22 protein-coding genes and 1 tRNA gene are annotated in these 25,048 nt (G+C 65.3%); 22 read left to right on the forward strand and 1 reads right to left on the reverse strand.

Going from position 1 to position 25,048, the window contains the following annotated elements:
- Positions 1-10 precede the first annotated feature (10 nt).
- The 9 genes from ACKN61_RS08055 (at position 11) to ACKN61_RS08095 (ending at position 9,119) form a co-directional block, all read left to right on the forward strand.
- Positions 11-1,099 carry a DUF4043 family protein gene (locus ACKN61_RS08055; protein WP_408953046.1) on the forward strand — a complete coding sequence of 363 codons (1,089 nt, stop codon included), beginning with the start codon at positions 11-13 and terminating at the stop codon, positions 1,097-1,099.
- Between the two features lie 62 nt (positions 1,100-1,161).
- Entirely contained in the window at positions 1,162-1,542 is a 381-nt protein-coding gene (locus ACKN61_RS08060) for a hypothetical protein (protein ID WP_408953047.1), read from the forward strand.
- Positions 1,529-1,888 carry a hypothetical protein gene (locus ACKN61_RS08065; RefSeq protein ID WP_408953048.1) on the forward strand — a complete coding sequence of 120 codons (360 nt, stop codon included), beginning with the start codon at positions 1,529-1,531 and terminating at the stop codon, positions 1,886-1,888. The genes ACKN61_RS08060 and ACKN61_RS08065 overlap by 14 nt, the downstream gene beginning before the upstream one ends.
- Entirely contained in the window at positions 1,888-3,291 is a 1,404-nt protein-coding gene (locus ACKN61_RS08070) for a packaged DNA stabilization protein (protein WP_408953049.1), read from the forward strand. Before ACKN61_RS08065 ends, ACKN61_RS08070 begins: the two co-directional genes overlap by 1 nt.
- Positions 3,288-3,836 (forward strand): DUF6445 family protein, encoded by a 549-nt coding sequence (locus ACKN61_RS08075; RefSeq protein ID WP_408953050.1) that lies wholly within the window; start codon positions 3,288-3,290, stop codon positions 3,834-3,836. The genes ACKN61_RS08070 and ACKN61_RS08075 overlap by 4 nt, the downstream gene beginning before the upstream one ends.
- Positions 3,836-4,279 (forward strand): N-acetyltransferase family protein, encoded by a 444-nt coding sequence (locus tag ACKN61_RS08080; protein WP_408953051.1) that lies wholly within the window; start codon positions 3,836-3,838, stop codon positions 4,277-4,279. Before ACKN61_RS08075 ends, ACKN61_RS08080 begins: the two co-directional genes overlap by 1 nt.
- A 1-nt stretch (position 4,280) precedes the next feature.
- Complete coding sequence (locus ACKN61_RS08085) at positions 4,281-4,976, forward strand: hypothetical protein (RefSeq protein WP_408953052.1); 696 nt, start codon at positions 4,281-4,283, stop codon at positions 4,974-4,976.
- A 4-nt stretch (positions 4,977-4,980) separates the two neighbouring features.
- Positions 4,981-6,714 carry a transglycosylase SLT domain-containing protein gene (locus ACKN61_RS08090; RefSeq protein ID WP_408953053.1) on the forward strand — a complete coding sequence of 578 codons (1,734 nt, stop codon included), beginning with the start codon at positions 4,981-4,983 and terminating at the stop codon, positions 6,712-6,714.
- Complete coding sequence (locus ACKN61_RS08095; RefSeq protein ID WP_408953054.1) at positions 6,714-9,119, forward strand: hypothetical protein; 2,406 nt, start codon at positions 6,714-6,716, stop codon at positions 9,117-9,119. The genes ACKN61_RS08090 and ACKN61_RS08095 overlap by 1 nt, the downstream gene beginning before the upstream one ends.
- Here the strand turns inward: ACKN61_RS08095 and ACKN61_RS08100 are convergent.
- Positions 9,060-9,251 (reverse strand): hypothetical protein, encoded by a 192-nt coding sequence (locus tag ACKN61_RS08100; protein ID WP_408953055.1) that lies wholly within the window; start codon positions 9,249-9,251, stop codon positions 9,060-9,062. The genes ACKN61_RS08095 and ACKN61_RS08100 overlap by 60 nt on opposite strands.
- A 45-nt stretch (positions 9,252-9,296) precedes the next feature.
- Here ACKN61_RS08100 and ACKN61_RS08105 point away from each other — a divergent pair, with 45 nt between their 5' ends.
- From ACKN61_RS08105 to ACKN61_RS08165, 13 genes are all read left to right on the forward strand, one after another.
- Positions 9,297-10,136, forward strand: coding sequence for a hypothetical protein (locus ACKN61_RS08105; RefSeq protein WP_408953056.1), 840 nt, complete (start codon positions 9,297-9,299; stop codon positions 10,134-10,136).
- Entirely contained in the window at positions 10,136-10,792 is a 657-nt protein-coding gene (locus ACKN61_RS08110; RefSeq protein ID WP_408953057.1) for a hypothetical protein, read from the forward strand. Before ACKN61_RS08105 ends, ACKN61_RS08110 begins: the two co-directional genes overlap by 1 nt.
- Positions 10,789-12,327 carry a hypothetical protein gene (locus ACKN61_RS08115; protein ID WP_408953058.1) on the forward strand — a complete coding sequence of 513 codons (1,539 nt, stop codon included), beginning with the start codon at positions 10,789-10,791 and terminating at the stop codon, positions 12,325-12,327. Before ACKN61_RS08110 ends, ACKN61_RS08115 begins: the two co-directional genes overlap by 4 nt.
- A 43-nt stretch (positions 12,328-12,370) precedes the next feature.
- Positions 12,371-12,721: a hypothetical protein gene (locus ACKN61_RS08120; RefSeq protein ID WP_408953059.1), complete on the forward strand. Its 351-nt coding sequence runs from the start codon at positions 12,371-12,373 to the stop codon at positions 12,719-12,721.
- Positions 12,722-13,462: 741 nt separating this feature from the next.
- On the forward strand, positions 13,463-13,996 hold the full coding sequence (locus tag ACKN61_RS08125; RefSeq protein ID WP_408953060.1) for a GspH/FimT family pseudopilin: 534 nt from the start codon (positions 13,463-13,465) through the stop codon (positions 13,994-13,996).
- A 29-nt stretch (positions 13,997-14,025) separates the two neighbouring features.
- The gene (gene pilV / locus ACKN61_RS08130; protein WP_408953061.1) at positions 14,026-14,475 is read left to right on the forward strand and encodes a type IV pilus modification protein PilV; all 450 of its coding nucleotides are present in this window, start codon (positions 14,026-14,028) and stop codon (positions 14,473-14,475) included.
- Positions 14,472-15,701 carry a PilW family protein gene (locus ACKN61_RS08135; protein WP_408953062.1) on the forward strand — a complete coding sequence of 410 codons (1,230 nt, stop codon included), beginning with the start codon at positions 14,472-14,474 and terminating at the stop codon, positions 15,699-15,701. Before pilV ends, ACKN61_RS08135 begins: the two co-directional genes overlap by 4 nt.
- An 8-nt stretch (positions 15,702-15,709) precedes the next feature.
- Positions 15,710-16,222, forward strand: a complete 513-nt coding sequence (locus tag ACKN61_RS08140; RefSeq protein WP_408953063.1) for a PilX N-terminal domain-containing pilus assembly protein — start codon at positions 15,710-15,712, stop codon at positions 16,220-16,222.
- Between the two features lie 10 nt (positions 16,223-16,232).
- Positions 16,233-20,045 carry a pilus assembly protein gene (locus tag ACKN61_RS08145; RefSeq protein WP_408953064.1) on the forward strand — a complete coding sequence of 1,271 codons (3,813 nt, stop codon included), beginning with the start codon at positions 16,233-16,235 and terminating at the stop codon, positions 20,043-20,045.
- A gap of 12 nt (positions 20,046-20,057) precedes the next feature.
- On the forward strand, positions 20,058-20,507 hold the full coding sequence (locus ACKN61_RS08150; protein WP_408953065.1) for a type IV pilin protein: 450 nt from the start codon (positions 20,058-20,060) through the stop codon (positions 20,505-20,507).
- Between the two features lie 133 nt (positions 20,508-20,640).
- On the forward strand, positions 20,641-22,671 hold the full coding sequence (gene uvrB / locus ACKN61_RS08155) for an excinuclease ABC subunit UvrB (protein ID WP_408953066.1): 2,031 nt from the start codon (positions 20,641-20,643) through the stop codon (positions 22,669-22,671).
- A gap of 110 nt (positions 22,672-22,781) precedes the next feature.
- Positions 22,782-22,856: transfer RNA gene (locus tag ACKN61_RS08160), tRNA-Val, on the forward strand.
- A 210-nt stretch (positions 22,857-23,066) separates the two neighbouring features.
- Complete coding sequence (locus tag ACKN61_RS08165; protein WP_408953067.1) at positions 23,067-25,028, forward strand: acyltransferase family protein; 1,962 nt, start codon at positions 23,067-23,069, stop codon at positions 25,026-25,028.
- The last annotated feature ends 20 nt before the right edge of the window (positions 25,029-25,048 follow it).

Here is a 25,048-nt window from a genome sequence, read left to right on the forward strand (position 1 = left end):
ATCACCCGCAATGACCGACACCATCGTCAGTCCGAAGGTTCGTGCCAAGCAATGGGACGACACCCTCTTCCGCGAATACGTTCGCGCCAACCGCTTCAAGCGCTACATGGGTAGCAACGAAAACGCCATCTTTCAGGTCAAGAAGGATCTGACCAAAAAGAAGGGCGACGCGATTGTCATCACCCTGGTGGGCGCGCTCAGCTCCGCCGGCGGCCCGAACAACGGTTCGACCACCCTGGTCGGCAACGAAAAGGCCCTGCCGAACGAAGGCCACGAGATCAAGGTCGGCGTCGTGCGCGATGCCACCGTCGTCAACGTCGAGGAAGAGCAGGCGTCGCCTATCGATATCCGGGACGCGGGTCGTGTCGCGCTGAAGGATCTCGCGATGAACTACCTGCGCGACGCGATCATCACCGCCCTCGGCTCGATCAACGGTGTTGCTTACGGCACCGCGTCGGCCGCGCAGCGCAATGCCTGGAACACGGCCAACGCCGACCGCGTGCTGTACGGCGCCGAGGCTGCCAATCGCGTCGCCGGCGATCACGCCGCTTCGTTGCTCGCAATCCCGGCGGGCCAGAAGCTCACCCGCGCCGTGGTTTCCAAGCTGAAGCGCATCGCGCAGAAGGCGAAGGCCGCAAACGGTAGCGGTATTCGCCCGTACCGCTACGGCGAGGACGAAGAGACCTTCGTCATCTTCGCTGGCACCGAGCCCTACCGCGACTTGAAGACGGATCTCGAAACCGTCCACAAGGACGCCCGGGCCCGCTCGGAGAACAACCCGCTCTTCACCGGCACCACCTCGCTTTACTGGGATGGCGTCGTGATCCGCGAGATCCCCGAGATCGAGTCGCTCGGTGCCGTCGGCGCCGCCGGCGCCTTCGTCGCTCCGATCTACCTGTGCGGCTCCCAGGCCCTCGGCATCGCCTGGGCGAAGACCCTGAAGACCACCATCCGCAAGGAAGACGACTACGAGTTCAAGAAGGGCGTGGGCTTCATGGAGATCCGCGGCATCAACAAGATCCAGTGGATGCAGGGCGAGCCCGAGGCGAAGGACTGGGCCGTCGTGACCTGCTTCATCGCGGCCGAGCCGGACGTCTAAGCCGCAACAACGGCAGTCCTTGAGGGCGGCTTCGGCCGCCCTCTTTTTCTTTGGAGATCCCCATGTCGAACAACAAGAACGCGGCGTCGAAGCCCAGCGAGCCGCAGACGCCCGCCAAGGCCGACGCGCCGCCGACCGCGCCGACGTCTCAGCCGGAGCCGGCTGCGGCCACCGTAGCGCCGGAGAATGCGCCCCAGGCCGCGCCGAGCCCCGAGCCGAGCCATCCGGCCGATGTCGTGGCAGCCGCCACCCACGCGGCGCCGCCGACCGCGCCGAAGGTGGAAGCGCCCTATTTGGTCGCCTACGTCGGCGACGTGGCCGAGGTCACCCACCGCGGCTATCACTTCCCGCGCAACACCGCGATTCCGGTGTCGGTCGAGGTTTGGGCCAAGCTGGAGAGTCATCCGTCGTTCCGCGTGAGCCGCGGCGATGGCGACGTATAACCGCGAGCAGCTCCGCCGCCGCGTGTTGTCCCGGCTCGGCGTGCTCGATCCCGTGCAGGGGCCGAGCCCAGAAGACGCCGCAACGGTCGATGAGTCGATTCAGACCATGCTCGAAGACCGTTACGCCGAGGGCGAGATCCCCTTCGACGTCGAGACCGATCAGATCCCGGGCCCGTACTACGAAGCGCTCTCGAAGCTGATCGCCTTCGATCTCGCCGAAGACTTCGGCGTCATCGGCGAGCGCCTGGTCAAGCTCGACGCCGGCGATAAGGCCGGCCGTCGCCGCCTCAAGGAACTGGCCGCGCCGCCCTACGTCGGCGGCATCGTCAAGACGGAGTATTTCTGATGGATTGGCAGCCGGTGAACATCGTCGGCGGCGACTATTCCGACGACGCGTTGCCGTGGACCGCGCAGGCCACGGTGAACTATCTCATCGTGCCTGCGGAGCGCGAGGGCACGATGTCGCCGGCGAAGCTTCGCGGTGCGCCGGGTTTGGTGCGGTTCGCAGAGAGCCAAGCGAAGCCGGTGCGCGGCGCCTACAACGCCGAAGGGCTGTTCTTGATCGTGGTCGGTCGCACGTTGTACCGCGTCAACAAGAACGGCACCACCACCGCAATCGGCACGATCCCTGGCGTCGGTCGCGTATCGATCGCGCACAACAAGCACGGCGCCGGCAACGAGATCGCCATCGCCAACGGTCAATCGGGCTATGTCTACGACACCACCGTCGGCGCGCTGAGTCAGATCACCGACGAAGGATTCCCCGGCTCGCCCGTATTCGAGTTCGTTGCCGGCTACATGGCCGGCGTGGATCCGTTCGGCCGGTTTTGGTTTATCAGCGAGCTCGGGCAGGCGCGGCAATACAACACGCTTGACCGATCCGACGCCGAGTCGGAACCCGACAAGATCGTCACGCTGATCCGTGTCGGCGAAGAGATTCTAGTTTTCGGCGAGCGCACCGGCGAGTTCTTCCGCAACACCGGGCAGGCCACCGGCACGTTTCAGCGCGTCAACGGCGTGTCGATGTCCATCGGGTGTGCATCGCGGTTCTCGCTCGCGCGCCTCGATAACTCGATCTTCTGGCTCGGCAACGACGGCAAGTTCTACCGCCTCGAAGGCAATACCCCGGTGCGGATCAGCACCGCGGCGCAAGAGAAGTCGATCTCGGGCCTCGATTGGTCGAAGGTGTTTTGCACGACCTTCGAGGATCAAGGTCACGCTGTCGTTTACTTCACTTTCCCCGACGGCTACACCTGGGGCTATGACGCTCTCTCCCGCGACTGGCACCGGCGCGAATCGCACGGCTTGAAGCGTTGGCGCGTCAACACGCTGACGAAGTGGGCGGGCGCGTGGTACGCCGGCGACTTCTCGAACGGCCGCCTCTATCGGCTCGATTGGGACGAGCTGCACGAGGACGGGCAGCCGTTGGTGTCCCGACGCCGCGGCGGCGTCACCTATGCCGGCGGCAACGTGATCGGCTTCGGTGCGGTCCGGCTTGAGTTCGACGTCGGTCGAATCCCTGTCGGCGTCACGGATCACTTTTGCAGTCTCCGCTACAGCGACGACGGCGGGCACAACTGGAGCAAGAGCCGAGTGCTTTCGCTCGGTCGCACCGGTCAGTTCCGCCGCAAGGTCATCGCTCGCCGGCTCGGCCGGTCGGCGCATCGGATCTGGGAAGTCGAGGTCAGCAGTCCCGGCCGCCGCGACCTGCTCGCCGCGGCTTGGAATACAGAGGCCACAGCGGCGTGAAGATCATCGACGACTTTCTACCCGATGCCGATGCGGTGCGCGCCCTGGCGCTACGTGCGCAGTTCGAGGATTGGCCGGCGCCCGACGGCGAGGTCTACAAGCGGATCTGTCGCACCGAGATCCCGGGGCTCGTGGACGCCCTGGAACGCGCGGTCGGCCCGATCAGCATGCTCGGGATGGGCTATCGCTTGAACTTCAGCGGTGAGCTTCCGAACGCGGCGATTCACAGCGATCTCGGCTGGGGAACGCATGCGTTGGTGCTGTACCTCTGCGACGGCGAAGGCGGAACCGCGTTTTGGCGGCACAAGGCTACGGGCGCGCATCGGATTGATCCCGGGGACGTACCGCTATGGCATGCCGTGCATGAGGACTGGAATCGCCCCGAAGCCTGGGACATGCACGCCCTCGCCGAGCTCAAATTCAACCGCGCCGTGATCTACGAAAGCGCGCTCTTTCACAGCCGCTACCCGTTCGCCGCATTCGGTGACGGGCCCGGCGACGGCCGCCTGATCGCCGTCGCGTTCTTCAATCTCCGGAGCGCCTAATGCAAGTTCGACACGCAACGCCGGCCGACACGCCGGCGCTCTTGGCTATGGGCGCGAAGTTCTACGCCACGACGAGTTACAACGATTTCGCGCAGTACGACGAGCGAACCGTCGATGGCCTGATTGATCTCATGCGCGACGGCGTTCTACTCGTTGCAGAGATCGACGGCGTTGCCGTCGGCGTCGTTGGCCTGATGGTTGCGCCTTTCATTTTCAACGACGCGCATCGCATTGCTTGCGAAGTCATCTGGTGGGTTGACCCGGGCGCGCAAGGTGCCGGCGCCGGAAAGGCGCTGTTATTCGCCATCGAGCCGGTTTGCCGCGCTCGTGGACTGTCGGCGATTCAGATGGTTCACCTCAGCAACAGCCCGCCGCAGGCCGCAGCGCTTTACGAGCGCATGGGCTATTGGCACACCGAGTCCTCTTACACGAAGGTGCTCTAACATGGCCGCAACGACTCTCACCGTCGCAGCGACGGCATACGCTGCGAAAAAGCAGGGCGACGCCGCGAAGAGCGCCGGCAAGTCCGGCCAGCAGGCGGCGCAACTCGGAATCGACGAGCAGCGCGCCGCGCGCGAACAATTTCAGACCAACATCGCGCCATACCTGGGCGCGGGGTCGAGCGCTCTTTCCCGCCTCGAAGCGCTGAATAACGGCGATTTCTCCAGCTTCAAGCAATCGCCCGACTATCAGTTCGCTTTCGATCAGGGCATGAAGGGCCTGGATCGAAGCGCCGCCGCGAACGGCGGGCTTTATTCCGGCGGTGCTGATGCCGACCGCATCGCTTTCGGCCAGGGCCTCGCGACGCAGAACTACAGCAACTTCTACAACCGGCTCGCCGACATCGCGCGCATGGGTCAGTCCTCGGCGGTCGGTGCCGGCCAGCTCGGCCAGGGCAGCGCAAGCGCTATCGGCAACCTCGCCGGCGCTGGTGCCGCGGCCGCCGGTGCTGGCGCGATTGGCTCGGCGAATGCGCAGTCGAACGGCCTCGCCGGCTTGGCAGGCATCGCCGGTCAGTACGCCGGCAATCTCGGCAACCGACAGTCGTCCTATGGCGGCAACATCGGCCCCGTGACGCGCCAGCCGATCAACATGCCGACGGCTTCCGTCGAAGTCCCGCGTTACCGTTACGGAGCCTGATGCAATGGCGCAACTCATCTATCCCGATATCGGCGCCAGCTTCCGCGAGGGGCAGGCGTTCGGCACGCAGCAACGCCAGATGCGCGAAGGCGAGGAACGCCGCAGCGCGTTGAGCAATCTCGCGGCCGAGTCCTACACCGCCGCCCCTCAGGCGCGCACCTCGATCCTCGCGCGCATGGCGGCACTGAGCCCGGAAGCGGCGCAGCAGCAGAGCGAACAGTTCGAGTCCGGCGACGACCGCCGCAATAAGCAGCTCGTCAACATGGCGAAGCTGCTCACCGCGGCGCCGGAATCGCAGAAGGATTCGATCTATCAGCAGATGCGCCCGGCGCTGGGCCAGCTCGGGCTGCAAACGGTGCCCGACGCCTATTCGCCGGAAGTCGGCGAGATCGCGACGAAGCTGGTCCGCGCCTGGGGGCCCAGCTCGCTGCAAGAGAGCTTCACTCTCTCGCCGGGTTCCGGCCGCTACGACGCTCAGGGCAAGCTGCTCGTGCAGCAGCCGTTTTCGCCGGATAAGCCGCAGCTCGAAGTGGACGTCAACGGTCAGCCGTGGTTTCTCGCGCCGGGCAAGGCTCCGATTTCGGCACTCGGTGGCGGCCCGGCTCCTGCCGGCGGCGAAGCGGCTGGCGGTGGCGGCTTCGGAATTGCCGAGACCGACAACTATGTCCGCAGCATCCTCGGCAAAGTCGGATCGATCGATCCGAACGCGCCGCCGGAGCAACTCGCTCAGGTGCTACTGCCGCACCTGATCCAGCAAGAGAGCGCCGGCAATCCGAACGCGGTCTCGCCCAAGGGCGCGCGCGGGCTCGCGCAGGTCATGCCGGCCACCGGCCAGGATCCGGGCTTCGGTGTGACGGCGCTGCGCGACAACTCGCCGGAAGAGAACGTTCGCTTCGGCCGCGACTATCTGACCGCGATGCTGCGGCGTTATCCCGGTCGCCCGGATCTCGCGCTCGCTGCCTACAACGCCGGCCCGGGCGTCGCAGATCGATTCGCCCAGCCGCAGGCCAGCGCCGGCGGTGCTTCGTTGCAGTTCCCGACCAAGGGCAACGCCACCACGGCCGACAAGGCCGCGAACTGGCAGATCATCCAAGGCAACGACGGCCAGTTCTACCGCGCCAACAAGTTGACCAACGAGGTCGATTCGCTCGGCGTCACGGGCAACAACGCGGCGCGGATCCAGAAGATGGAAACCGAGCGACTGGAGAAGGTGCAGGGCATCCAAGGTTCGATCACGCAGACGCAGACCGCCCTGGATTCCATCGACACGCTCTTGAAGGCGCCGGGCCTCGATGCCGCGGTCGGCATGGGCTCGATGTTCCCCACCGCGCCGGGTTCCGACGCGGCGAACTTCGAGGCGCAGCTCGACACCTTCAAGGCGCAGACCTTCGTGCCGATGGTGTCGCAGTTGAAGGGCATGGGCGCCTTGTCGGACGCCGAGGGCAAGAAGCTCTCCGAAGCCGTCGGCGCGCTCAACATCAAGATGAGCGACTCGGCCTTCCGCGCCAGCCTGAGCAGCGTCAAAGCCCTGCTCGAAACGGCGAAGGCGAACGCCTATCGGAAGATCACCGACATCAACGAGACCGCGCGCAGCCATTACAGCGCGAATCCCTCGCCGCAAGGCGGCGGCAAGCCGTCCGGCGGGTACAGCGTCGGCCAAGTCATCAACGCCAACGGCAAGCGCTACCGGGTGACCGGTGGCGATCCCAACGATCCCGATATCGAGGAAGTTCCCTGATGCCGAAGCTCTCCGAAGTGCTGGGCCAGCAGCAGGCGCCGCCGGCCCAGGCCGCGGCGCCCACCGCGGCACCGCCGCGGCTGCGCTTGTCGCAGGTCATGCCGGAAGCGGCCGCGCCGCGCGCCGATTTCAGCGACGTCAGCGTCACCGTTTCGCCTACCGGTCAGGCCGGCGCACCGGCGCCGAAGCAACGCACCGCCGCGCAGGCCGCTGCGCGCAGCGTCCTCGGGCTCGGTACGCGCAACGTGGTCGAAGGCGCGGCGGATCTGCTCGGGATCTTCTACGACCCCATCGCCGACGCCGTGAACTGGGTCGGCGAGAAGGGTCCGACGACTTCGAGCCTCATCACCGGCCAGCCCGAGCGCTATTTCCCCCGCCAGCACCGCGCCCGGGAAATGTCCGACATGCTGCTCGACGGCCTGGGCGTGCCGAAGCCGGAGAACGCGGAAGAGCGTGTCGCCGGCGATATCGGCCGCGGCCTCACCGGCACGGCCCTGACGATGGGCGCCGGCGGCTTGATTCAGGGCGCGCGCGGCACGGCCGCGGCGGCGAGCAATCCCTCGATTCTGAGCCGGCTCGGTGACCTGCTTACCGCGCAGCCGGTGCAGCAGACCATTGCGTCGGCCACCGGTGCAGGCGCGGCTGGCATCGCGCGCGAGAATGGCGTCGGTCCCGGCGGGCAGGCGCTTGCCGGCTTCCTGGGTGCGTTGACGCCGCAGGGGTTGGCCGCGGCCGGTGCCGCGGGCCTTCGAGGACTCGTTCGCGGCGGCTCCGGCACCGGCATGCAGCAGGTCATTGACGACTTTGCCGCCATCGGCGCGACACCCTCGGTTGGGCAGGCTGCTGGTAATCGCACGATCCAGGGTGCGGAAAACATCCTCGCGGATATGCCGACAAGCGCGGGTGTCGTGACCACCTTCAGCGAGGGCCAAGGCGACAAGATCGCCACCGGCTTGCAGCGCGTCGCCGACAACCTGAGCAAGAGCGCAGACAGCACGTCCGCAGGTAAGGCCATTCAACGCGGAATCGAGGGTGAAGGTGGGTTCAAGGAACGGACCAAGGCGGTTCAGGCGCAGCTCTACGATGCACTCGACGCCCAGATCGACCCTGCAACCCGCGTCGGCGTAGAGACCACGGCGAAGGCTCTCCCGGAAATCAATCCCGCGATTCCCGGCGCGCCGAACCTGTCCCCGCTGTTCCAGAACGCGCGGATCCGCGGTATCGAAGGTGCGCTCGAACGCGACGCATGGGGAGCCGACGCCGTAGGCACTCGGCCGGGCATGCCGGATGTGGTGAAGGAAGCCGGCGACACCCTGAAGGCCCAGTCGGACGATATCGCGCGAATCAACGCCGAAACCGCGGCCGAGATCGAGCGCAAGAACGTGTTGCGCACTTCGCTCGGTCAAAAGCCCATCGAGTTCGTTCCCTATCCGGAGATGGGAAAGCCGGAAATCGACGGCGAGATCAAGGCGCTGTTGACGGGCAAGGCCGACGGGCGGTTGCCCTATCAGGCGTTGAAAAAGCTCCGCACGCTGGTCGGCCAGGAGATCGAGAACGCGGGGCTACTTTCCGACGTGCCGCGAAGCAAGTGGCGCGCGCTCTACGGCGCGCTTTCGCAGGATATGCGTGCAGCGGCCGAAGCAGCAGGCCCGAAGGCTGTGGCCGCATGGACGCGAGCCAACAACTACACCTCGGCGATGTTGAACCGCATGGACGCAATCGCCCACGTCGTTGATAAGAACGGCGGTCCCGAGAAGGTGTTCGAGGCCGCTATCAGCGGCACGCGCGAGGGTGCCACGACGCTACGCCAGGTCATGCAGTCGTTGCCCGCGGAAGGGCAGCGAGCGGTCACGGCCGCCGTGATCAGGCGCATGGGGCGGGCCGTCGCGAATCAGCAAGACGTCGGCGGCGAGATTTTTAGCGCGCGAACGTTCATGACCAATTGGAACCGGCTTAGCCCAGAGGCTCAGGCGACGCTGTTTGGGCGCTACGGGAAGGAGTTCAGCGCGAACATGGATCGCATCGCGCGCGTCGCCGACAACATCAAGAAAGGAGCGAACGTATACGCCAATCCATCCGGCACCGCGAACCGCGCGGCGGCACTGACTTACGGCGGCGCGTTGGTTGCGTCGATGTTTGATCCGTCGTTCGCCACGACCGGAAGCCTTGCGCTGGGCGGCGTCGGCGCGAACGTAGTCTCGCGATGGCTGACGAACCCCAGTGCGGTTCGTTGGCTGGCTCGGACGACTGCGCTACCCCGCGCGGGTGTGTTGCAGGCGGGGATTCAAATGCAGAAGGAAGGCAGGGCCAACGGGGACGAAGATCTTGTCGTTCTCGGCAAGCAGTTAGAAAACCCGGAACAGCTTCAGCGCGGCAACGGCGAGACCGCCGACGGTAGCAACTAAAGCGAGCACGGCGCCGAGCGCGAGCCAGCCGTCTTTCCAAGAGCCCGGATTGGCCTTCTCCCACTGCTCGCGCTTGAGCTTGGCCCAAGCCTTCTGCGGGTCGTAGCCCGAACCCTTCCATTTGTCGTTCATCGCAGCCCCGCCCCTGGCGGGGCTTTTTTTTGGAGTTTGCCACCGATGGCAAGTTTTCGGATTCTGAACCCGTTTCAGGTCTTTCTCAACGCGGACGCCACCGCCCCGGCCAAGTTCGGCCGGTTCGAGTTCTTCGAGGCCGGAACCACCGACCCGAAGTCGGTTTTCGGCGACCCGGCCCTCACCATCGATAACGGGAGCGAGGTCACACTCGGCGCCGACGGCCGCCTGACCGTCGAGACCTGGGGCAGCGGTGCCTACCGGGTCCGCCAGTACGACGCGAACGGCTCGCTCGTGCAGGAAGCCGACAACGTGCGCGGCGACGGCGGCGCCGGCGCCACCCTGCCGCCGATGGAAGCCGGCGCGTTCATTACGACGGACGGCGCTCAATGGCTGATGGACTTCATCAGCCAGCTGCCCGACATGAGCGGGCAGGGCGGGAAGGCGTTGTTCACCGATGGCGCTAACGCGATCTGGCAAACGCTCAACATTCCGCCGCCGGTCGCGCCGGATATCGTCATCACGAGCACCGGCGCATGGGGTGCGCCCGGGGCTGTGCGCAGCCTTCGAGTCGGTATCGCCAGCAGCCCGACGAAGGTGCTGTTGCAAGCCGGCACCGGGCAGGCACCGGCGTCCGGCCAGCGGCAAAGCAACGTGTCGGTGAATTATCCGGTTGGATTCGCCGAACTGTGGTGGGCGGGTTTGACGGTCACGAGCGCCGCGCTCACGTCGTCCGGAATCATCGCGGTCCATGCGTTGCCAACTGCGAATGAAGCCGGATTCGCGGCGCAGTTCGACAGCAACGATTTCGGCAACAACAACGGGCGGTTCATTAACCCGATTCCGTTCCGCTGGCTCGCTGTTGGCTTGGTCACGGTGGCGTAATGGCGACGCAGCTCCCCAAGATCACTGAGGGCGTGATCGAGTTGCCGAACCGAGCGTTCGGCCGCTGCACGCCGGCGTTTTATCGCTTCTTGCTCGATATCTACGAGAAGCAGGCGAGCGGCGACGTGCAAGAGCAGATCCGCGCAATCGCGCTCGCGCTGGGGTCGCCGGACGGGAGCGTCGCCAATATCCCCGATCTTTCCTTCGATGCGTTCGTTCCCAAGACGACGCGCGTCGAAGGGGCGAATTCGATTTACACGCAAGGCACGCTCGAAGGCGGTTACGTATCGATCGAGCTCGAAAACGACGAGTTCGCGCCGCTTCCGACGAGCTACTACGGCACCGATGCGCTCGGCGGCAAGGGCTGGCATGCAGTGTTCGACGCGCTCGCCGAAGGCGTCGGCATCGTGCTATCGGCCGACGAGTTCGGCGTCGTCACCCTCGCTTTGGCTGAGGTGCCGAACGGTGGCGCCGGCGTGTTGCAGAAGATGGAGCGCGACGCCTACGGCCGCGTCACCGACACGAGCAACGCCACGACCGACGATCTCGAAGAGGGTGCGGCGAACCTCTACTTCACCGACGAGCGTGCCGTCGATGCGCTGGAAAACACCGGCCCGGATTACCTGCAATTGCTGCTGGATCAATACGACCCGTGAACCTCTCTCTCGCTTTTACTCAGATCGGCCAATGGCTCGCCGCGCACGCGCTGCGCCTGCTGCCCGGCGGCGGCACCGCCGGCCAAGTGCTTCGCAAGATTGACGGCGCCGACTACAACGCCGAATGGGCTGCGCCCGACGCCGGCGGCGCGCAGACCATTCAGGCGAAGGCGCTGTCGGACATCGCGGCGGGCACGCTGGTGCGCTTGACCGTCGAGCTCGGCGATCCCGCGACTTGCGCCCGCACAAACGCGCCAGACCCCGGCGGTCGAACCATCGGCGTCGGGGTACTGGCCGCGGCGGCCACAACCGGAAACCCGGTGACGGTGAAGCTTGGCGTCATCTACGAAGATCTCGGCAACACCTTCTTCGCCGGCTATCCGGTCTACATGCGCGCCGACAACACCCTCACGGTGAGCCCGGTCGGGACGACGCCCGGTGTCGGCGTGGCCTTGACCGAGACGTCGGTTCTGTTGACCAACGACGTACAGCGGCCCGGAACAGTCGATTTCAACGCCTTCAACGCTGACGGATCGGTTACGCCGGCGCCTGAAGCAGCGATCTACTTCGTATACGCCGACAGCACGAACGCGCTGCGCCGCATCGGTGCCGGCATTTATCAGCTCTCGCGGCCGACTGAGCTGGTACTCACCGCCGGCAGCGCAGCGGGTGGCTACGGGATCCCGATGTTCTCCGACGCGTCGGTCGTGCTGTGGGATTCGGCCGACTCGACGATGATCGAAAGCTCGGCGTTCGCTGCGAACAAGCCGTTGCTGATCGTGCAGCTCGGCGCCGGGCAAGTGAAGATCGACGGCTTCAGCACCCGCTGCAAGGGGCTGCCGATCACCGAGACCGCGAACGCGGCGATCACCGTCACCCCGACGCAGTACGGCGCCAACATCGTCACCGGCGACTTGGCTGCGGCCGACAGTGGCGGCCCGTATTACACCGGCTTGCATGAGAATTCGGTTTCGTCCTTCCCGTTCTACGGCGGCATCGTGGACAGCGGCGGCATCACCGCCGGCGGCTCGGAGATCCTGGCCGCGCGCACGCGCGACGCGATACCGGTCGTGCGGACATATGTCGAGTTTTCGGCGCTGCTAGGTGGTGGTGGCTCGTTCGGGTTCGCGAAGGGGGCATTCTTCGGCGGCGAGCTCGGCACCACCGCGGACAGCATCGCCTTGCGGGTCTCGGCAGATCTCGCCGATCTGGAAGCTCGCCACAACGGCGCCGTGCTGGCAACGATTCCCGGCGCGGGTCCGCTCGGCTCCGGCGTGACCCGTTACGGCGTGCTCATCGACCGCAGCACCGGCGAGTTCTGGATCCGGGCCGCGAGCGGCTGGCTCGGCCCGGATCCGGCGACCGACCCCGGCTTGCCGTACTTCCCCGGCGGCGACGGCGGCACGAGCTGGTTTGCGCTGGAAGCGCGGCCGGCCGGTGGCGAACAGCGCTTGTTCTTCCTGCCCGCGTCGCTGACCTGGGCCGCAGAGGCGACCGCAGCGGGCGCGGTGCAGCTTGGATCCCGCGCGCCCTGAGCGCCGTCGCAGCTCGCGGGATCGGCGCCGCTACCATGCCGGCATGCCCGGGCCTGCCGCGAACCTGATCCCCCCTGATGTCGCCGACTTGCCGGCGCTGCCGCCGCGCTTCTACTGGGCGCTTCCCGCGCCGAAGCGGCGCCGGCACTCGATGCCCGAGCCGCGGCATGTTGTCGTCGATGAGGGGCTCGGCCCGGCCGTGGCGTCGGTAGTGCCCGGCTACCACCATGCGCGCGCCTTGATTGGCCTGCACCGTCCCGTGCATGCCGACCAGCACCGACGGGAGTTCGAGGGCGAGAACGCTCGGGAGACGGCTTTGCGGTTCGTGGTGCGCTGGGTCGAACTGCGCGCCGCGACCATCCTCGCCGAGTACGCCGAACGGCACTATCGGTAGGGCGCAAAACGGGTCAAGAATCCGGCGCCAGATCCAGTTAAATCAGTGACTTGCGCGGCTGCCGGAGCTGTTTTACTTGAAGCGTGCCTAAGCCGATTCCTTATATATATGAGCGGGTTAGCTCTTTTGAGCCCGAAGACTGTTAATCAGGGGGTCGTTGGTTCGAGTCCAACTTCGGGCGCCAAATACCGGAAGGCCTCGCAGAAATGCGAGGCCTTTTTTGTTGGCTCGCTTCCTGTGCGGTTTTCCAGGAAAGCCCGGCGTTCAGCGGGCCTGCCGACGAATGCACCGAAGCTCGGCTCGCAAGTCGTCTTGCGACGATCGCCTTGGAATGGGCGCAGGTTTGACGCGCATCTAAGCAGGCCGTGGTTGGCGGCGTGCAGTGTCGCTTCGTCCGTGAACCGATTCGCTCGGCAAACCGCGCGGTAACCCGGAAGAAGTCGCCGACCGTTCCGGGTGCCGGTTGCCCGCAGAGATGAGGCGAGGTTCGCCGTGTCGGCCGACCCCCTACGGACCCGGCCGCCACACTCTCTCAAAGCGCTGGCCGGGCCGCCCGGACCGGCCGGATTTCGCGCATCGGCTGCCGGGAAGCCGCTTGCGGCGTGACGCAAGTCGGGATATTTCCAGCCCCGAAACCACTGGCCAACCCAGCCCGACCGCTCGTCGGTAGTGTGCCATTTCGGGTCAGGAGCCGCTGTTAGCATCCCTCATGTCCTCTGGGGAAGAGAACCGCTCATGCCAATGCGTCGGGCTGCCGGCTTCACACTGATCGAGCTCATGGTCACGATCGGGATCGCTGCGATCCTGCTGGCCCTGGCGTTGCCTACGTTTACCGAATCGATTCGCTCCAACCGCGTGTCGACGGCGACCAACCAGATGCTGGCGACGATCAACCTCGCCCGCGCGGAGGCGGTGCGCAGCAAGAGCCAATCCTGGGTTTGCCCGAGCAACCCGGACAGGACCGATTGCGGCATCAGCTGGGCCGAGGGCATGTTGGTGTGGACCGACGAGGACGGCAATGGCGCGCGGACCACGACGGAAATCAAGCGTGTGATCGAGCCTCAGGAAGGAATTGCTCTCGCCATGGGCGTGATCAGTGCGATCGGTTTCGACGAACGCGGGCGTGCCGTCGAAAAGACCGCCACTGGCGTGGTCGTTTCCAATTTCAATTTCAGCATGCAGGCGGCTATGTGCAAGCCTGGCGCCGGCAACGTCCGTGCGTTCGACATCAACCGTATCGGCCGCGTCAGCGTGACCAAGGGGAACTGCCCATGAGCCGTCGACTTTCGCCCAGCATTCCCTCCATGAGGACGCAACGCGGCCTCAGTCTGATCGAGGTGCTGATGGCCGTGCTCGTACTGGGGCTGGGCCTGCTCGGCCTGGCGATGCTGCAGACGACCAACCTGCGCCTGTCGCAGAGCGCCAACCAGCGCACCATCGCCACCAATCTCTCCAGCGATCTGCTCGACGACATCCGTTCGAACCGCCTGCTGGCGGCCAAATACAGCGGGACCTACCTCGCTTCGTCGGCGACCGCGAACGCGAGTTGCGCCAAAATCAATAAGGTCACGCCGGACGACCGCAAGGCGGCCTTCACTTGCCGGATGCGCGAGGCCTTGGGCGAGAGCGGCAAGGCGGTCGTTGAAGTCAAGCCCGACAAGACCGTCAGCATCTTAATAACTTGGGACGACGACAAGCGTTGGAGAGGCATCAGCGGCACTGGAACCGAATTCCTGATGGAGAGCGCACTGTGAGCCGTCGACTGCAATTGGGTTTGTCGCTGATCGAGCTGATGGTGGCTTTGCTGTTGAGCGGCCTGTTGATACTGGGTCTGGTAGAGATCTTCTCGGCCTCTCGCGCCTCGTATCAGATGGCGCAAGGCCTGGCCCGTGCCCAGGAAAGCTCGCGCTTCGCGATCGATGCTTTGCAGCGCGATGCGCGCATGAGCGGCCATTTCGGTTGCGTATCCGACCAGGCGCATTTCTATGCCGGCAACGGCATGTTCGGGGAATTGTTCCTCAGCGATCGCAGCAACTACACGACGGTCCCCGCCGATCGTCTGCCGCTGCGCTTCGATTACTCGGTACGTGGGTACGAGGCCGCCAATAGTGGGCCCGCGGATACCTTGAACCTGTCGGCCAACCCGGTCGAAGGCAACGCCGGTGATTGGGTGCCTGCGGTGGAGGGTCCGTTCTTTACCGCGTTGAACCCGAGGCCGATCCGCGGCAGCGACATCCTGGTGCTGCGTTTCTTGTCGCCCGAGAGCGCCGAGGTCACCGGTTTCACCACCGGCAATCCGGCGACCATTCGAGTCAATTCGTCCCAGTGGGGCGTGCTGACCCGGGCGGTCGAGAACCCCGGATTGTTCGGCATCGCCGACTGCCGCTCGGTAGTGCTGTTCCAGGCCAATGCGCTTGCCGACGTTACCGGCGCCAAGGTCGTTACCGTGGGCAGCAGCGGCGTCAATCAAATCAGTTTTGACGGGTCCGATACGTTCGCCTCCGGCCAGGCGCGTCTGTATCGCGCCGAGACGCTCGTCTACTACATCGGCCTGAAGGACCGGGGCGGTGGCGTCAAGGAGCCGACCCTGTTCCGGGCGCGCTTCAACGCGGCCCCCGGAACCGCGGCGGTGTCGCTGGTCGGCGGTACCGCGGAAGAAATCGTCGAAAGCGTCGAGAACATGCAGTTGCTGTTTGCGCAGGATACGGTCACCGATCCTGCTCAGCCCCCGACCGGCGTCATCGACGGCGTGCGCACCGCGGCGGGACTCTTGCCGGCTAGCGACAGCAGCGGCGGTTGGCAGCGCGTCGGCGGCATGCAGGTCGGCCTGTTGATCCGCAGCACCGATCCGGCCTCGGCGCAGCAACGCACGACCGCGCCGCGTTCGCTCGGCACCCAGTTGACGTTGCCGAACGATCAGCGCTATCGCTCCGTGTACGAAACCAATATCGCCTTGCGCAACCGGCTGTACGGAAATTGAGGCCTGCCATGAATACGATCCGTACTCGACCGTTCACTTCCCCCCGCGCTCAACGGGGCGCGGTGCTGTACGTCGCCCTGATCATGCTGATCCTGCTCGCGCTGCTCGGCATCACCGCGATGCAGGTCACCGGGCTCCAGGAGCGCATGACGGCCAGTTACCGTTCGACCAATATGGCGTTCCAGAACGCCGAAGGGCGTGCGCGCGGCAAGGAGAGCGATCTGCAGCGCCAAGTGCAGAGCGGCGGCACCGAATCCATCGCCTTGGATGAATCGGTATGCACCGCCGGGTTCGACCCCTCGGCCTGGGCGGAGACGCTCAAGTACGCCAACCCGCTGCCGGCCAAGCTCAGCTATACCCGCCGCATCGACGAATGCGTATCCGGCGGCACCGGCATCGGCATGGGCACCTCGCCGATCAGCGAGAACACCAATCTGATTTTCCAAGTCACGGCCTACGCCGTGGATCGCGGCGCTAATCCGGGTTCGGACGCCGTCATCGACACCATTTTCGTGCCCTGAGGGTAACGCCATGACTTCCCCGCGCGTATACATCGCCGTTCCGCTCGTGCTGGCGCTTGCCGGCGGCGGCTACTGGCTCTACAACGCCAACGCCATCCAGGCCGGCGGCTCGCTGGCCCAGGTGCCGTTGAACTCCAGTGTCACCGTGCCGCCTGCATTCGTCATGGCGGTCGACAATTCCGGTTCGATGACCTTTCAGACCCTGTTTCCGGGACAGGATGGCGCAGCTTTCTGGGACTACGGTTCCAGGGCCACCAACGGCTACTTCACCGGCACCGGCGCCAGTGCGCGTCTGCGCGTGGCCAACGAGATCGAATACGCCAACGGTCAGCCGACCAACGGCGACATGAACGGGTACCACCACACCATTCCGTCCCGAGGGTATCGCATCGACGGTAATCGCCGGGCGATCGCGCCGATCGACAATTTCGGCTTCGCCCGTTCGCCGGACCTCAACCCGGCTTACTTCAATCCCCTGGTGACTTACTCGCCGTGGAAGCGGCCCAATGCTTCCAACGAGATCGTCGATTATCCGCAGGCGAGCGTCACGGCGACCCGGGTCGATCCCGGCGACGACTCTCGTACCATCAGTCTGGCATCCAACTGGCGTTCCAACGCTACCCGCGAAGAGCATTTCCTGGTTCCGCAGGGTGCGATCCTGCCGCAAGGAACCGTGTATCAGACTTACGACGACGGCGGCTGCGGCGGACTGAGCGGCGGCGGTTGGAATACGCTGGGTTCCGCCCGGACCCTGACCACGGCCTGCGAGGTGGCGATCGAGTACTACCCCGCGACGGTCTATCTCAAATCTGCTACCGCGGGCGCCGCATGGGGCTACACCGCCACGCCGACCACGGCGACGAATGCCTGCGGTAACGGTTGCGATCTGTACAAGTACGAAATCAAGTCGGCCAACTTCGCCGCAGGCGCGTACGCGCCGGCGATTCAGAACTTCGCCAACTGGTTCAGTTTCTACGGCAATCGCAACCGCGCGATGAAAGCCGCGCTGACCTTGTCGCTGGAACGCACCGAGAAGATGCGCGTCGGCATGTTCACGATCAATCCGACCAGCTACACCGACGTCGTGATGCGCGATATGTCGGTGGCTGCCGACAAGGCGGCGCTCTACAACGAGAAACTGCTGGCCCTGAACGCATCTGGCGGTACGCCCAACCGTTTCGCCGTCGAGCACATCGGCAAGCAGTTCATGCGCACGGATGCGGGTGCGCCGGTTAAGTTTGCCTGCCAGATCAATGCCGGCATGCTGTTCACCGACGGCTACAGCAACGGCGGGGGCCCCACCGTGGGCTCGCACGACTCGGATATGCCTCCGCCGCTGGCCGACCAGCATCCCAATACGCTCGCCGACACCGCCGCGCAGTATTACAAGGCCACGCTGCGCAGCGACCTGGGCCTGGGCAAGGTGCCGGTGCCGGAGGCCTGCAAGACCACGCCGAACGATCCCAAGCTGGATTGCCGCGCCGATCCGCATATGAATTTCTACGGCGTGACTCTGGGCGCGCGCGGTGACATCTACGGCGTTACCTACAATCCGGTCACCAATACGCCGGATCCTTACACGCCGGCCGGCTATCCGGCTTGGCGCGCTTTCCAGAACGATGCGCCCAGCACGGTCGACGAAATCTGGCACGCGACCATGAACGCACGCGGCAAGTACATCAACGCCTCGACGCCGGCGGACATCACCTCGGCGATGCGCGAAATCCTGGCTTCGGTCGGCGGCGGCGCAACTCCGTCCGGCACGATCGGCCTCAGCGGCGCGCGTCTCGGAACCAACACGCTTTCGGTCGAGCCCACCTACGAGTCGGCGAACAACGGAACCGATTGGTTCAGCCGTCTCACGGCCTATACGGCGCAGAACAACCCCGTCACCGGCACGATCACCTTCACCACCAAATGGGAAGCTTCGGCCAACCTGGTCGGTGCGGCCGGCCGCACGATCTCGTTCGGCGCCACCGGCGGCGGCGCCGTCAAGCCGACGGTCGTGGATTTCACCACCACCGCATTGGGTGCAAACGACGCGGCCGTGCTGACTGCGTTGTGCAGCGATGCATTGCAGAACTGCGCAGGCAAGTTCAACCGCATCACCGGCGGCGTGACCGGAGCCGAGGCCGTGGCCTACCTGCGCGGCGACAAAACGCACGATGGCGGCAAGCTGCGCAAGCGTACGACCCTGCTCGGCGACATCGTCAACTCGACCCCGGTCATCTCCTCGCTGGGCGACGACTATGGCTATCGCGGATTGCGCAGCGCCGATGGTTCCACCGGCGACGTACTGAACTACAACAACTATCTGACCAGCAAGCGCACCAGTGCGCGCAAGCCTTTCGTCTACGTCGGCGCGAACGACGGCATGTTCCATGCCTTCGACGGCACCGATGGCAGGGAGGCATTCGCTTACATCCCGGCGACTGCGGTCGGGCATATGGGAAATCTGTTGTTCCCGTACAACGCCGCGGATCGTAACGACCAGGTATTCCAGCACCGTTATTACGTCGACGGCCTGGTCACCGTGTCCGACGCGCACGACGGCAGTGCCTGGAAGACCGTGGTCGCCGCCAGCGTAGGCGCCGGTGGGCGTGGCGTTTTCGCGCTCGATGTGACCAACCAGAACGCGCTTGACGTGCTCTGGGAGGTTAACGACAAGGTCAGCGACGCCAACGGCGGCAAAGACATCGGCAGCGTGCTCGGCAAGATCGCGATCGTTCCGGTCAAGGAGGCTGGCGGTGCGATCAAGTGGAAGGCGATCTTCGGCAACGGCTACGACAGCGTCAACGGCAAAGCCGTGTTGTTCCTGGTCGACATCGCCGACGGCAAGGTGACCCGGATCACGGCCACCGAAACCAGCGGCACCCTGCCGACTCGCACCAAGAACGGTCTGGGCAACGTGGTCGTGATCGACCGCTACCAGGGCACCAGTGCGGTCCAGGTTCGCGACGGCTTTGCCGATACGGTGTATGCCGGCGATCTCAACGGTGCGATCTGGAAATTCGACCTGCGCGACAATTCGGTCGCTCTTGGCGGCAATCCGCTGTTCATCGCCCGCTACAAGGACGATTACAACCTGCGCCAGCCGATCCTCGGCGGCCTTGAGGTGACCACGGTCGGCAACGATGTGATGGTCCTGTTCGGTACCGGCAGCTTCTCGTTCGTCGACGATCCCAGCGACAAGGCGATGCAGAGTGTCTACGGCATCATCGATCGCAATGCGGTCGTTACCGGGCGCAGCGAACTGCAGGCGCAGTTCATCAATCAAGAGGCCGATACCACCGGCGCGATGCTGCGCTATGTGACCGGTAGTCGTCTGGATGCCACCAAGAAGGGTTGGTACATCAATCTCGGCGTGGACACGGGCGCCAGCGGCAATCCGGTCGCGACCGGCGAACGCTTCATCGGCAATCCGCGTCTGCAGAACGGCATCCTGTTCTTCCCGACCTACGACCCGAACAGCACCGACGGTTGTTCGACCGACGGCAACAACTGGCTGTACGGCCTGGATGCACTCAGCGGCGCGGGCGGCTTGTCCAATGCGCGCATCGGCTCGGCAACCGGCAACCGCTTCGGCGACAAGGTCGGCGCGGTCAAGCTGAAGGGCCAGGCGAGCGGCAAGGGCTCGGCGCCGGTCAAGGACATCGCCGTGGTGGCCACGCCGAAGACCGACATCCTGCCCGTCACCGCGACCGAGGAAGAGATCGCCAAGGCGGTCGCGGCCAAGTGCTCGGTGATGGTGCAGACTTCGGGCTCGCAGCCGATCTATCTGCCCAGGCCGTGCGGACGCCAGTCCTGGCGCCAGATCCGATAAAGGGGAACGGACATGAAGCAGCAGTTTGCAAAAGCGGCGACGCGCCTTCAGCGGGGTTTCACTCTGATGGAGCTGATGGTCGTAGTGGCCATCGTCGGCATCCTGGTCGGCATTGCGGTGCCGACCTACCACGACAGCGTGCGCAAGAGCCGTCGGGGCCAAGCCAAAGCGGACCTGGCCGAAGCCGCTCAGGCGATGGAACGCTACTACACCATGCAAAACACGTACGTCGGAGCGAATTTGGCCTCGATCGGCGCACCGACCAAGTCTCCGAAAGACGGAGACGCCCAGTACACGATCTCGTTGAACGGGGCGCCTACCGCCAGCGCATTCAGCTTGCAGGCGGTGCCGAACGCCAGCACCGGCCAGAACAAGGACAAGTGCGGCACGCTCGGCATTACCAACACCGGGGCGAAAACACCGAGCGACGCCTCGCTGAAGGAATGTTGGAACCTGAACTGATCTTCGGCCACATGTAGTTCGTGCGCCCGTAGAAGGCCCGCTCCCGGAGCGGGCCTTCGCCGTTGAGGGCCCGTTCGCACTCGCTGCGACCGACTTAGCTAAACTGGACGACTCGCAACGCTCGGGTCGCACGATGGACGACAGTCAGCAGTCCCCCGGTTTCCAACTGGTCGCGCCTTATTCGCCCGCGGGCGATCAGCCGCAGGCCATCGAGCGCCTGATCCAGGGGTTCGACAACGGCCTGGCCCAGCAGACCCTGCTCGGCGTGACCGGTTCGGGCAAGACCTATACGGTCGCCAACGTGATCCAGGCGGTGCAGAAGCCGACCCTGGTCATGGCCCCGAACAAGACCCTCGCCGCGCAGCTGTACGGCGAATTCAAGGCATTCTTCCCGCATAACGCGGTCGAGTACTTCGTCAGTTATTACGACTATTACCAGCCCGAGGCCTACGTGCCCTCGAGCGACACCTTCATCGAGAAGGACAGCTCGGTCAACGAGCACATCGAGCAGATGCGCCTGTCGGCGACCAAGGCCCTGCTCGAGCGCCGCGACGCGATCATCGTCTGCACGGTGTCGGCGATCTACGGCCTCGGCGACCCGAACGAATACTTCCGCATGGTCCTGCACATGGTCCGTGGCGAGCGTATCGACCAGCGCGAGCTGATCCGCCGCCTGACCGAAATGCAGTACACCCGTAACGACACCGAGCTGCGCCGTGCGACCTACCGCGTGCGCGGCGAGGTCATCGACGTGCACCCGGCCGAAAGCGACTCGGAGGCCCTGCGCGTCGAGCTGTTCGACGGCGAGATCGAGAACCTGACCCTGTTCGATCCGCTGACCGGCGAAACCTTGAGCAAGGTCCCGCGTTACACGATCTATCCCGGCTCGCATTACGTGACGACGCGGCGCACGGTGCTCGACGCGATCGAAACGATCAAGGACGAGCTGCGCGAACGCCTGGAGCTGCTCTACGCCCAGAACCGGCTGGTCGAAGCCCAGCGCCTGGCCCAGCGCACCCAGTTCGACCTGGAGATGCTCGCCGAGGTCGGCTATTGCAACGGCATCGAGAACTACTCGCGGCACTTGAGCGGGCACATGCCCGGCGAACCGCCTCCGTGTCTGTTCGATTATCTGCCGCCGGACGCCCTGCTGGTCATCGACGAATCCCACGTGACCATTCCGCAGATCGGCGCCATGTACAAAGGCGACCGCTCGCGCAAGGAAACCCTGGTCGAGTTCGGTTTCCGCCTGCCGTCGGCGCTCGACAACCGGCCCTTGAAGTTCGAAGAGTGGGAGGGCCGTTCGCCGCGTTCGATTTTCGTCTCGGCGACGCCGGGGCCGTACGAACTGCGCAAGTCGGAAGGGCAGGTGACCGAACTGGTCGTGCGCCCGACCGGCCTGATCGACCCCGAGGTCGAGATCCGCCCGGTCGCGACCCAGGTCGACGACGTGCTCGGCGAGATCCGCGAGCGCGTCGCCATGGGCGACCGCGTGTTGATCACGACCCTGACCAAGCGCATGTCGGAAAACCTCACCGAGTATCTCGCCGAGCACGGGGTCAAGGTGCGCTACCTGCATTCGGATATCGACACCGTCGAGCGCGTCGAGATCATCCGCGACCTGCGTCTGGGCAAGTTCGACGTGCTGGTCGGCATCAACCTGCTGCGCGAGGGCCTGGACATGCCCGAGGTATCGCTGGTGGCGATCCTCGACGCCGACAAGGAGGGCTTCCTGCGTTCGGCCGGCTCGTTGATCCAGACCATCGGCCGCGCCGCGCGCAACCTGCGCGGCAAGGCGATCCTGTACGCCGATCGCGTCACCAATTCGATGCAGAAGGCGATCGAGGAGACCGACCGCCGCCGCCACAAGCAGGTCGAATACAACACCGAGCACGGCATCACCCCCAAGTCGGTCAGCAAGACCATCGTCGACGTCATGGAAGGCGCGCGCGTCGATCCGGACGGCCTCAAAGCCCGCGGCAAGGGGCGCAAGGTCGCCGACGAGGCCGCCGACTACGCCGCGCTCAGCCCGTCCCAGTTCGCCGCCCGGATCAAGGCCCTGGAGCAGCAGATGTACCAGCACGCCCGCGACCTGGAGTTCGAGGAGGCCGCGGCGGTGCGCGACCAACTGCGCCGGCTCAAGGACGCGGGGTTCGCGGCCTGAGGGAGGCCTGCTCGGCCGAAAAGAAAAACGGTTGCTCGCCGCCGCTAGCTGGGCTACACTGCGCGCCCCTCGCCGGGGAGTTTGCAGCAGGTTTCAGGCAAGACGGCGACGGGCGGTTAGCTCAGCGGTAGAGCACTACCTTGACATGGTAGGGGTCACAGGTTCGAACCCTGTACCGCCCACCAATTCGGTGACGAAAGGCCCGGCGCAAGCCGGGCCTTTCTGTTTTTGGCAAGGCCGGACACGCGGCGATAGGATGTGCGGCGCCACGCGTTGCCGCGTGGCTCATGGGGAAGCGGGCCAGCCTGTCTGGCCGTACGGCAATCGCGAAACTCGAGAGCTCCGACGCGGTCCGGAGGGGGGCTGGCCATGGCGAATTCGACGAACAGATGGGTATGAGAGCGGATCATCGTCCGGGTCCGGGCGCGCTGGTTTATCGTCCGGAAATCGATGGCCTGCGCGCCATCGCGGTGATCGGCGTAGTGCTCTATCACGCCGGAGTGCCGCTGCTCGACAACGGTTTCGTCGGGGTCGATATCTTTTTCGCTATATCGGGTTATCTGATCACCCGCCTGTTGCTGCGCGAATGGGGCGAGCGGAAGCGCCTAAACTTTCTCGAGTTCTATGCGCGCAGAGTGCGTCGGCTGCTGCCGGCGTTGATTGCCGTATGCATCGCGACGGTCGTCGCGACGGCGCTGTATGTGCCGTCTCCGGACGACCAGCGCACGGTCGCGCAATCGGGCGCGGCCAGCTTGCTCTTCGTCGGAAATTTCTTCTTCCAGTCGCGAACCGGCGGCTACTTCGACGCCGACTCCGGCGCCATGCCTTTGCTGCATCTGTGGTCGCTGGGCGTAGAGGAGCAGTTCTATCTGCTTTGGCCCCTGCTGATGCTCGGCCTGCTGCGGTTGCGGCGGCCGTGGATGATCGGACTGACGTTGTGCCTGGCGGCGGCCTCCTTGGTCGCGGCCGAGCGCCTCATCGGTGCCGGCAACGACGCGGCCTTCTATCAGATGCCGACCCGATTCTGGGAGTTGGCGGCCGGCGGCCTGGTCGCGATGTCGCCGATGCGAGCGGGCAGGGGAGCGCTGCTTGCCTGTTATGCCGGCGTGGCTCTAGCGATGAGCTCGTTATTCGTTCCGTTTCTACCGGGACATTTCCCTGGGCTCGGCGCGCTGCCGGCCGTCGCTGGCGCAGTCCTGGTTCTGTGGAGCATCCATGTCGATGGCCGTTTAGGAGGCGCGGGTGCCTTGTTGCGCGCACGCCCGATGGTATTCGTCGGCTTGATCTCGTACTCGCTGTATCTGTGGCATTGGCCGCTATTGGCGATCGCCAAGGCCGGAAGCATCGAGGCGTCGTCGCCCGAGCTGAAGGCGGGGCTGGTCTTCGCAGCCATCGTCTTGGCCTGGCTCAGTTATCGCTGGATCGAACGGCCGTTTCGCGGCATGGTCGGCGCCGGCCCGGTCCGGACGGCCAGTGCGGGGGCTGCGGTATCGGCCGCACTCGCCATGGGCCTATTAGGGTTCGTCGGCTATATCGACAACGGCAAGGGCGCCGGCGCGCGCGCGTCGCGCGACCGCCCCGAAAACATGGCGGCTTGCCATGCCAGCAGTTCGTCGCCGGTGCCGGCGGTTCCCGATCCGGCGTGCGCCTCGTCCGACGAGACCATCGATACGGTGATATGGGGCGACTCGCATGCCTTGGCGTGGCAACCGTTCGCCTGGGAGATCGCCGATCGCGCCGCCATCAACATCACTCGCGATTCCTGCGGCCCGGCATTGGGGTTCGCCGGCGTCAAGGGATACGAATCGAAGGCGCCGGCTTGCGAGGCCTCGAATCGGATGGCGCTGGCCTATCTCGGGCGACTGAAGCCGCGCACGCTGATCGTCGCCGCGCGGTGGTCGTCGTTCCTCGGCGATGCGCGCGCAGCGGAATTCGAGGACGCGTTCATGACGACCATGGCGACAGCGAGCGGGCTGGCCGAGCGGGTATTGATCGTGGGCCCGACGCCCGAACTCGCCGCGCGCGCGCAACAATGCATCGACCTCGGCAAACTGCAATCCTGCGCAGAATCCAGGACGCACTATTTGGCGCGTACCGAGCGGTCGCGCAGATTGCTGAATACCGTGGCGGCGGCCTATCCGAACGTGCGGGTAATCGACCCGGAGGCGTATTTCTGCAGCGGAGATTCCTGCGGCGTCCTGCGCGAGGGGTTCTCGCTGTATTGGGACGACGACCATGTCTCCTCGACGGCGGCGAGGAGCTTTGCCCGGCAATGGCTGCAATCGAAACCTGACGAAGCTCGGGCGAACGCCGCCGACGCCGGCAACCGAAACTCGCCTTCGGACGACGCTCGTTGACGCGACAGCGCGGCTCTTGG

This window comes from Lysobacter sp. Hz25 (genome assembly GCF_046097045.1).
GTDB lineage: Bacteria > Pseudomonadota > Gammaproteobacteria > Xanthomonadales > Xanthomonadaceae > Lysobacter > Lysobacter antibioticus_B.

Excerpts from the sequence above, each read along its gene's own strand:
- ACKN61_RS08095 (WP_408953054.1), top strand. The coding sequence starts at position 6,714 with ATGCCGAAGCTCTCCGAAGTGCTGGGCCAGCAGCAGGCGCCGCCGGCC.
- ACKN61_RS08110 (WP_408953057.1), top strand. The coding sequence starts at position 10,136 with ATGGCGACGCAGCTCCCCAAGATCACTGAGGGCGTGATCGAGTTGCCG.
- ACKN61_RS08120 (WP_408953059.1), top strand. The coding sequence starts at position 12,371 with ATGCCCGGGCCTGCCGCGAACCTGATCCCCCCTGATGTCGCCGACTTG.
- ACKN61_RS08065 (WP_408953048.1), top strand. The coding sequence starts at position 1,529 with ATGGCGACGTATAACCGCGAGCAGCTCCGCCGCCGCGTGTTGTCCCGG.
- ACKN61_RS08100 (WP_408953055.1), bottom strand. The coding sequence starts at position 9,251 with ATGAACGACAAATGGAAGGGTTCGGGCTACGACCCGCAGAAGGCTTGG.
- ACKN61_RS08105 (WP_408953056.1), top strand. The coding sequence starts at position 9,297 with ATGGCAAGTTTTCGGATTCTGAACCCGTTTCAGGTCTTTCTCAACGCG.
- ACKN61_RS08150 (WP_408953065.1), top strand. The coding sequence starts at position 20,058 with ATGAAGCAGCAGTTTGCAAAAGCGGCGACGCGCCTTCAGCGGGGTTTC.
- ACKN61_RS08070 (WP_408953049.1), top strand. The coding sequence starts at position 1,888 with ATGGATTGGCAGCCGGTGAACATCGTCGGCGGCGACTATTCCGACGAC.
- ACKN61_RS08085 (WP_408953052.1), top strand. The coding sequence starts at position 4,281 with ATGGCCGCAACGACTCTCACCGTCGCAGCGACGGCATACGCTGCGAAA.
- uvrB (WP_408953066.1), top strand. The coding sequence starts at position 20,641 with ATGGACGACAGTCAGCAGTCCCCCGGTTTCCAACTGGTCGCGCCTTAT.
- ACKN61_RS08165 (WP_408953067.1), top strand. The coding sequence starts at position 23,067 with ATGAGAGCGGATCATCGTCCGGGTCCGGGCGCGCTGGTTTATCGTCCG.
- ACKN61_RS08080 (WP_408953051.1), top strand. The coding sequence starts at position 3,836 with ATGCAAGTTCGACACGCAACGCCGGCCGACACGCCGGCGCTCTTGGCT.
- ACKN61_RS08090 (WP_408953053.1), top strand. The coding sequence starts at position 4,981 with ATGGCGCAACTCATCTATCCCGATATCGGCGCCAGCTTCCGCGAGGGG.
- ACKN61_RS08125 (WP_408953060.1), top strand. The coding sequence starts at position 13,463 with ATGCGTCGGGCTGCCGGCTTCACACTGATCGAGCTCATGGTCACGATC.
- ACKN61_RS08060 (WP_408953047.1), top strand. The coding sequence starts at position 1,162 with ATGTCGAACAACAAGAACGCGGCGTCGAAGCCCAGCGAGCCGCAGACG.
- pilV (WP_408953061.1), top strand. The coding sequence starts at position 14,026 with ATGAGGACGCAACGCGGCCTCAGTCTGATCGAGGTGCTGATGGCCGTG.
- ACKN61_RS08055 (WP_408953046.1), top strand. The coding sequence starts at position 11 with ATGACCGACACCATCGTCAGTCCGAAGGTTCGTGCCAAGCAATGGGAC.
- ACKN61_RS08145 (WP_408953064.1), top strand. The coding sequence starts at position 16,233 with ATGACTTCCCCGCGCGTATACATCGCCGTTCCGCTCGTGCTGGCGCTT.
- ACKN61_RS08140 (WP_408953063.1), top strand. The coding sequence starts at position 15,710 with ATGAATACGATCCGTACTCGACCGTTCACTTCCCCCCGCGCTCAACGG.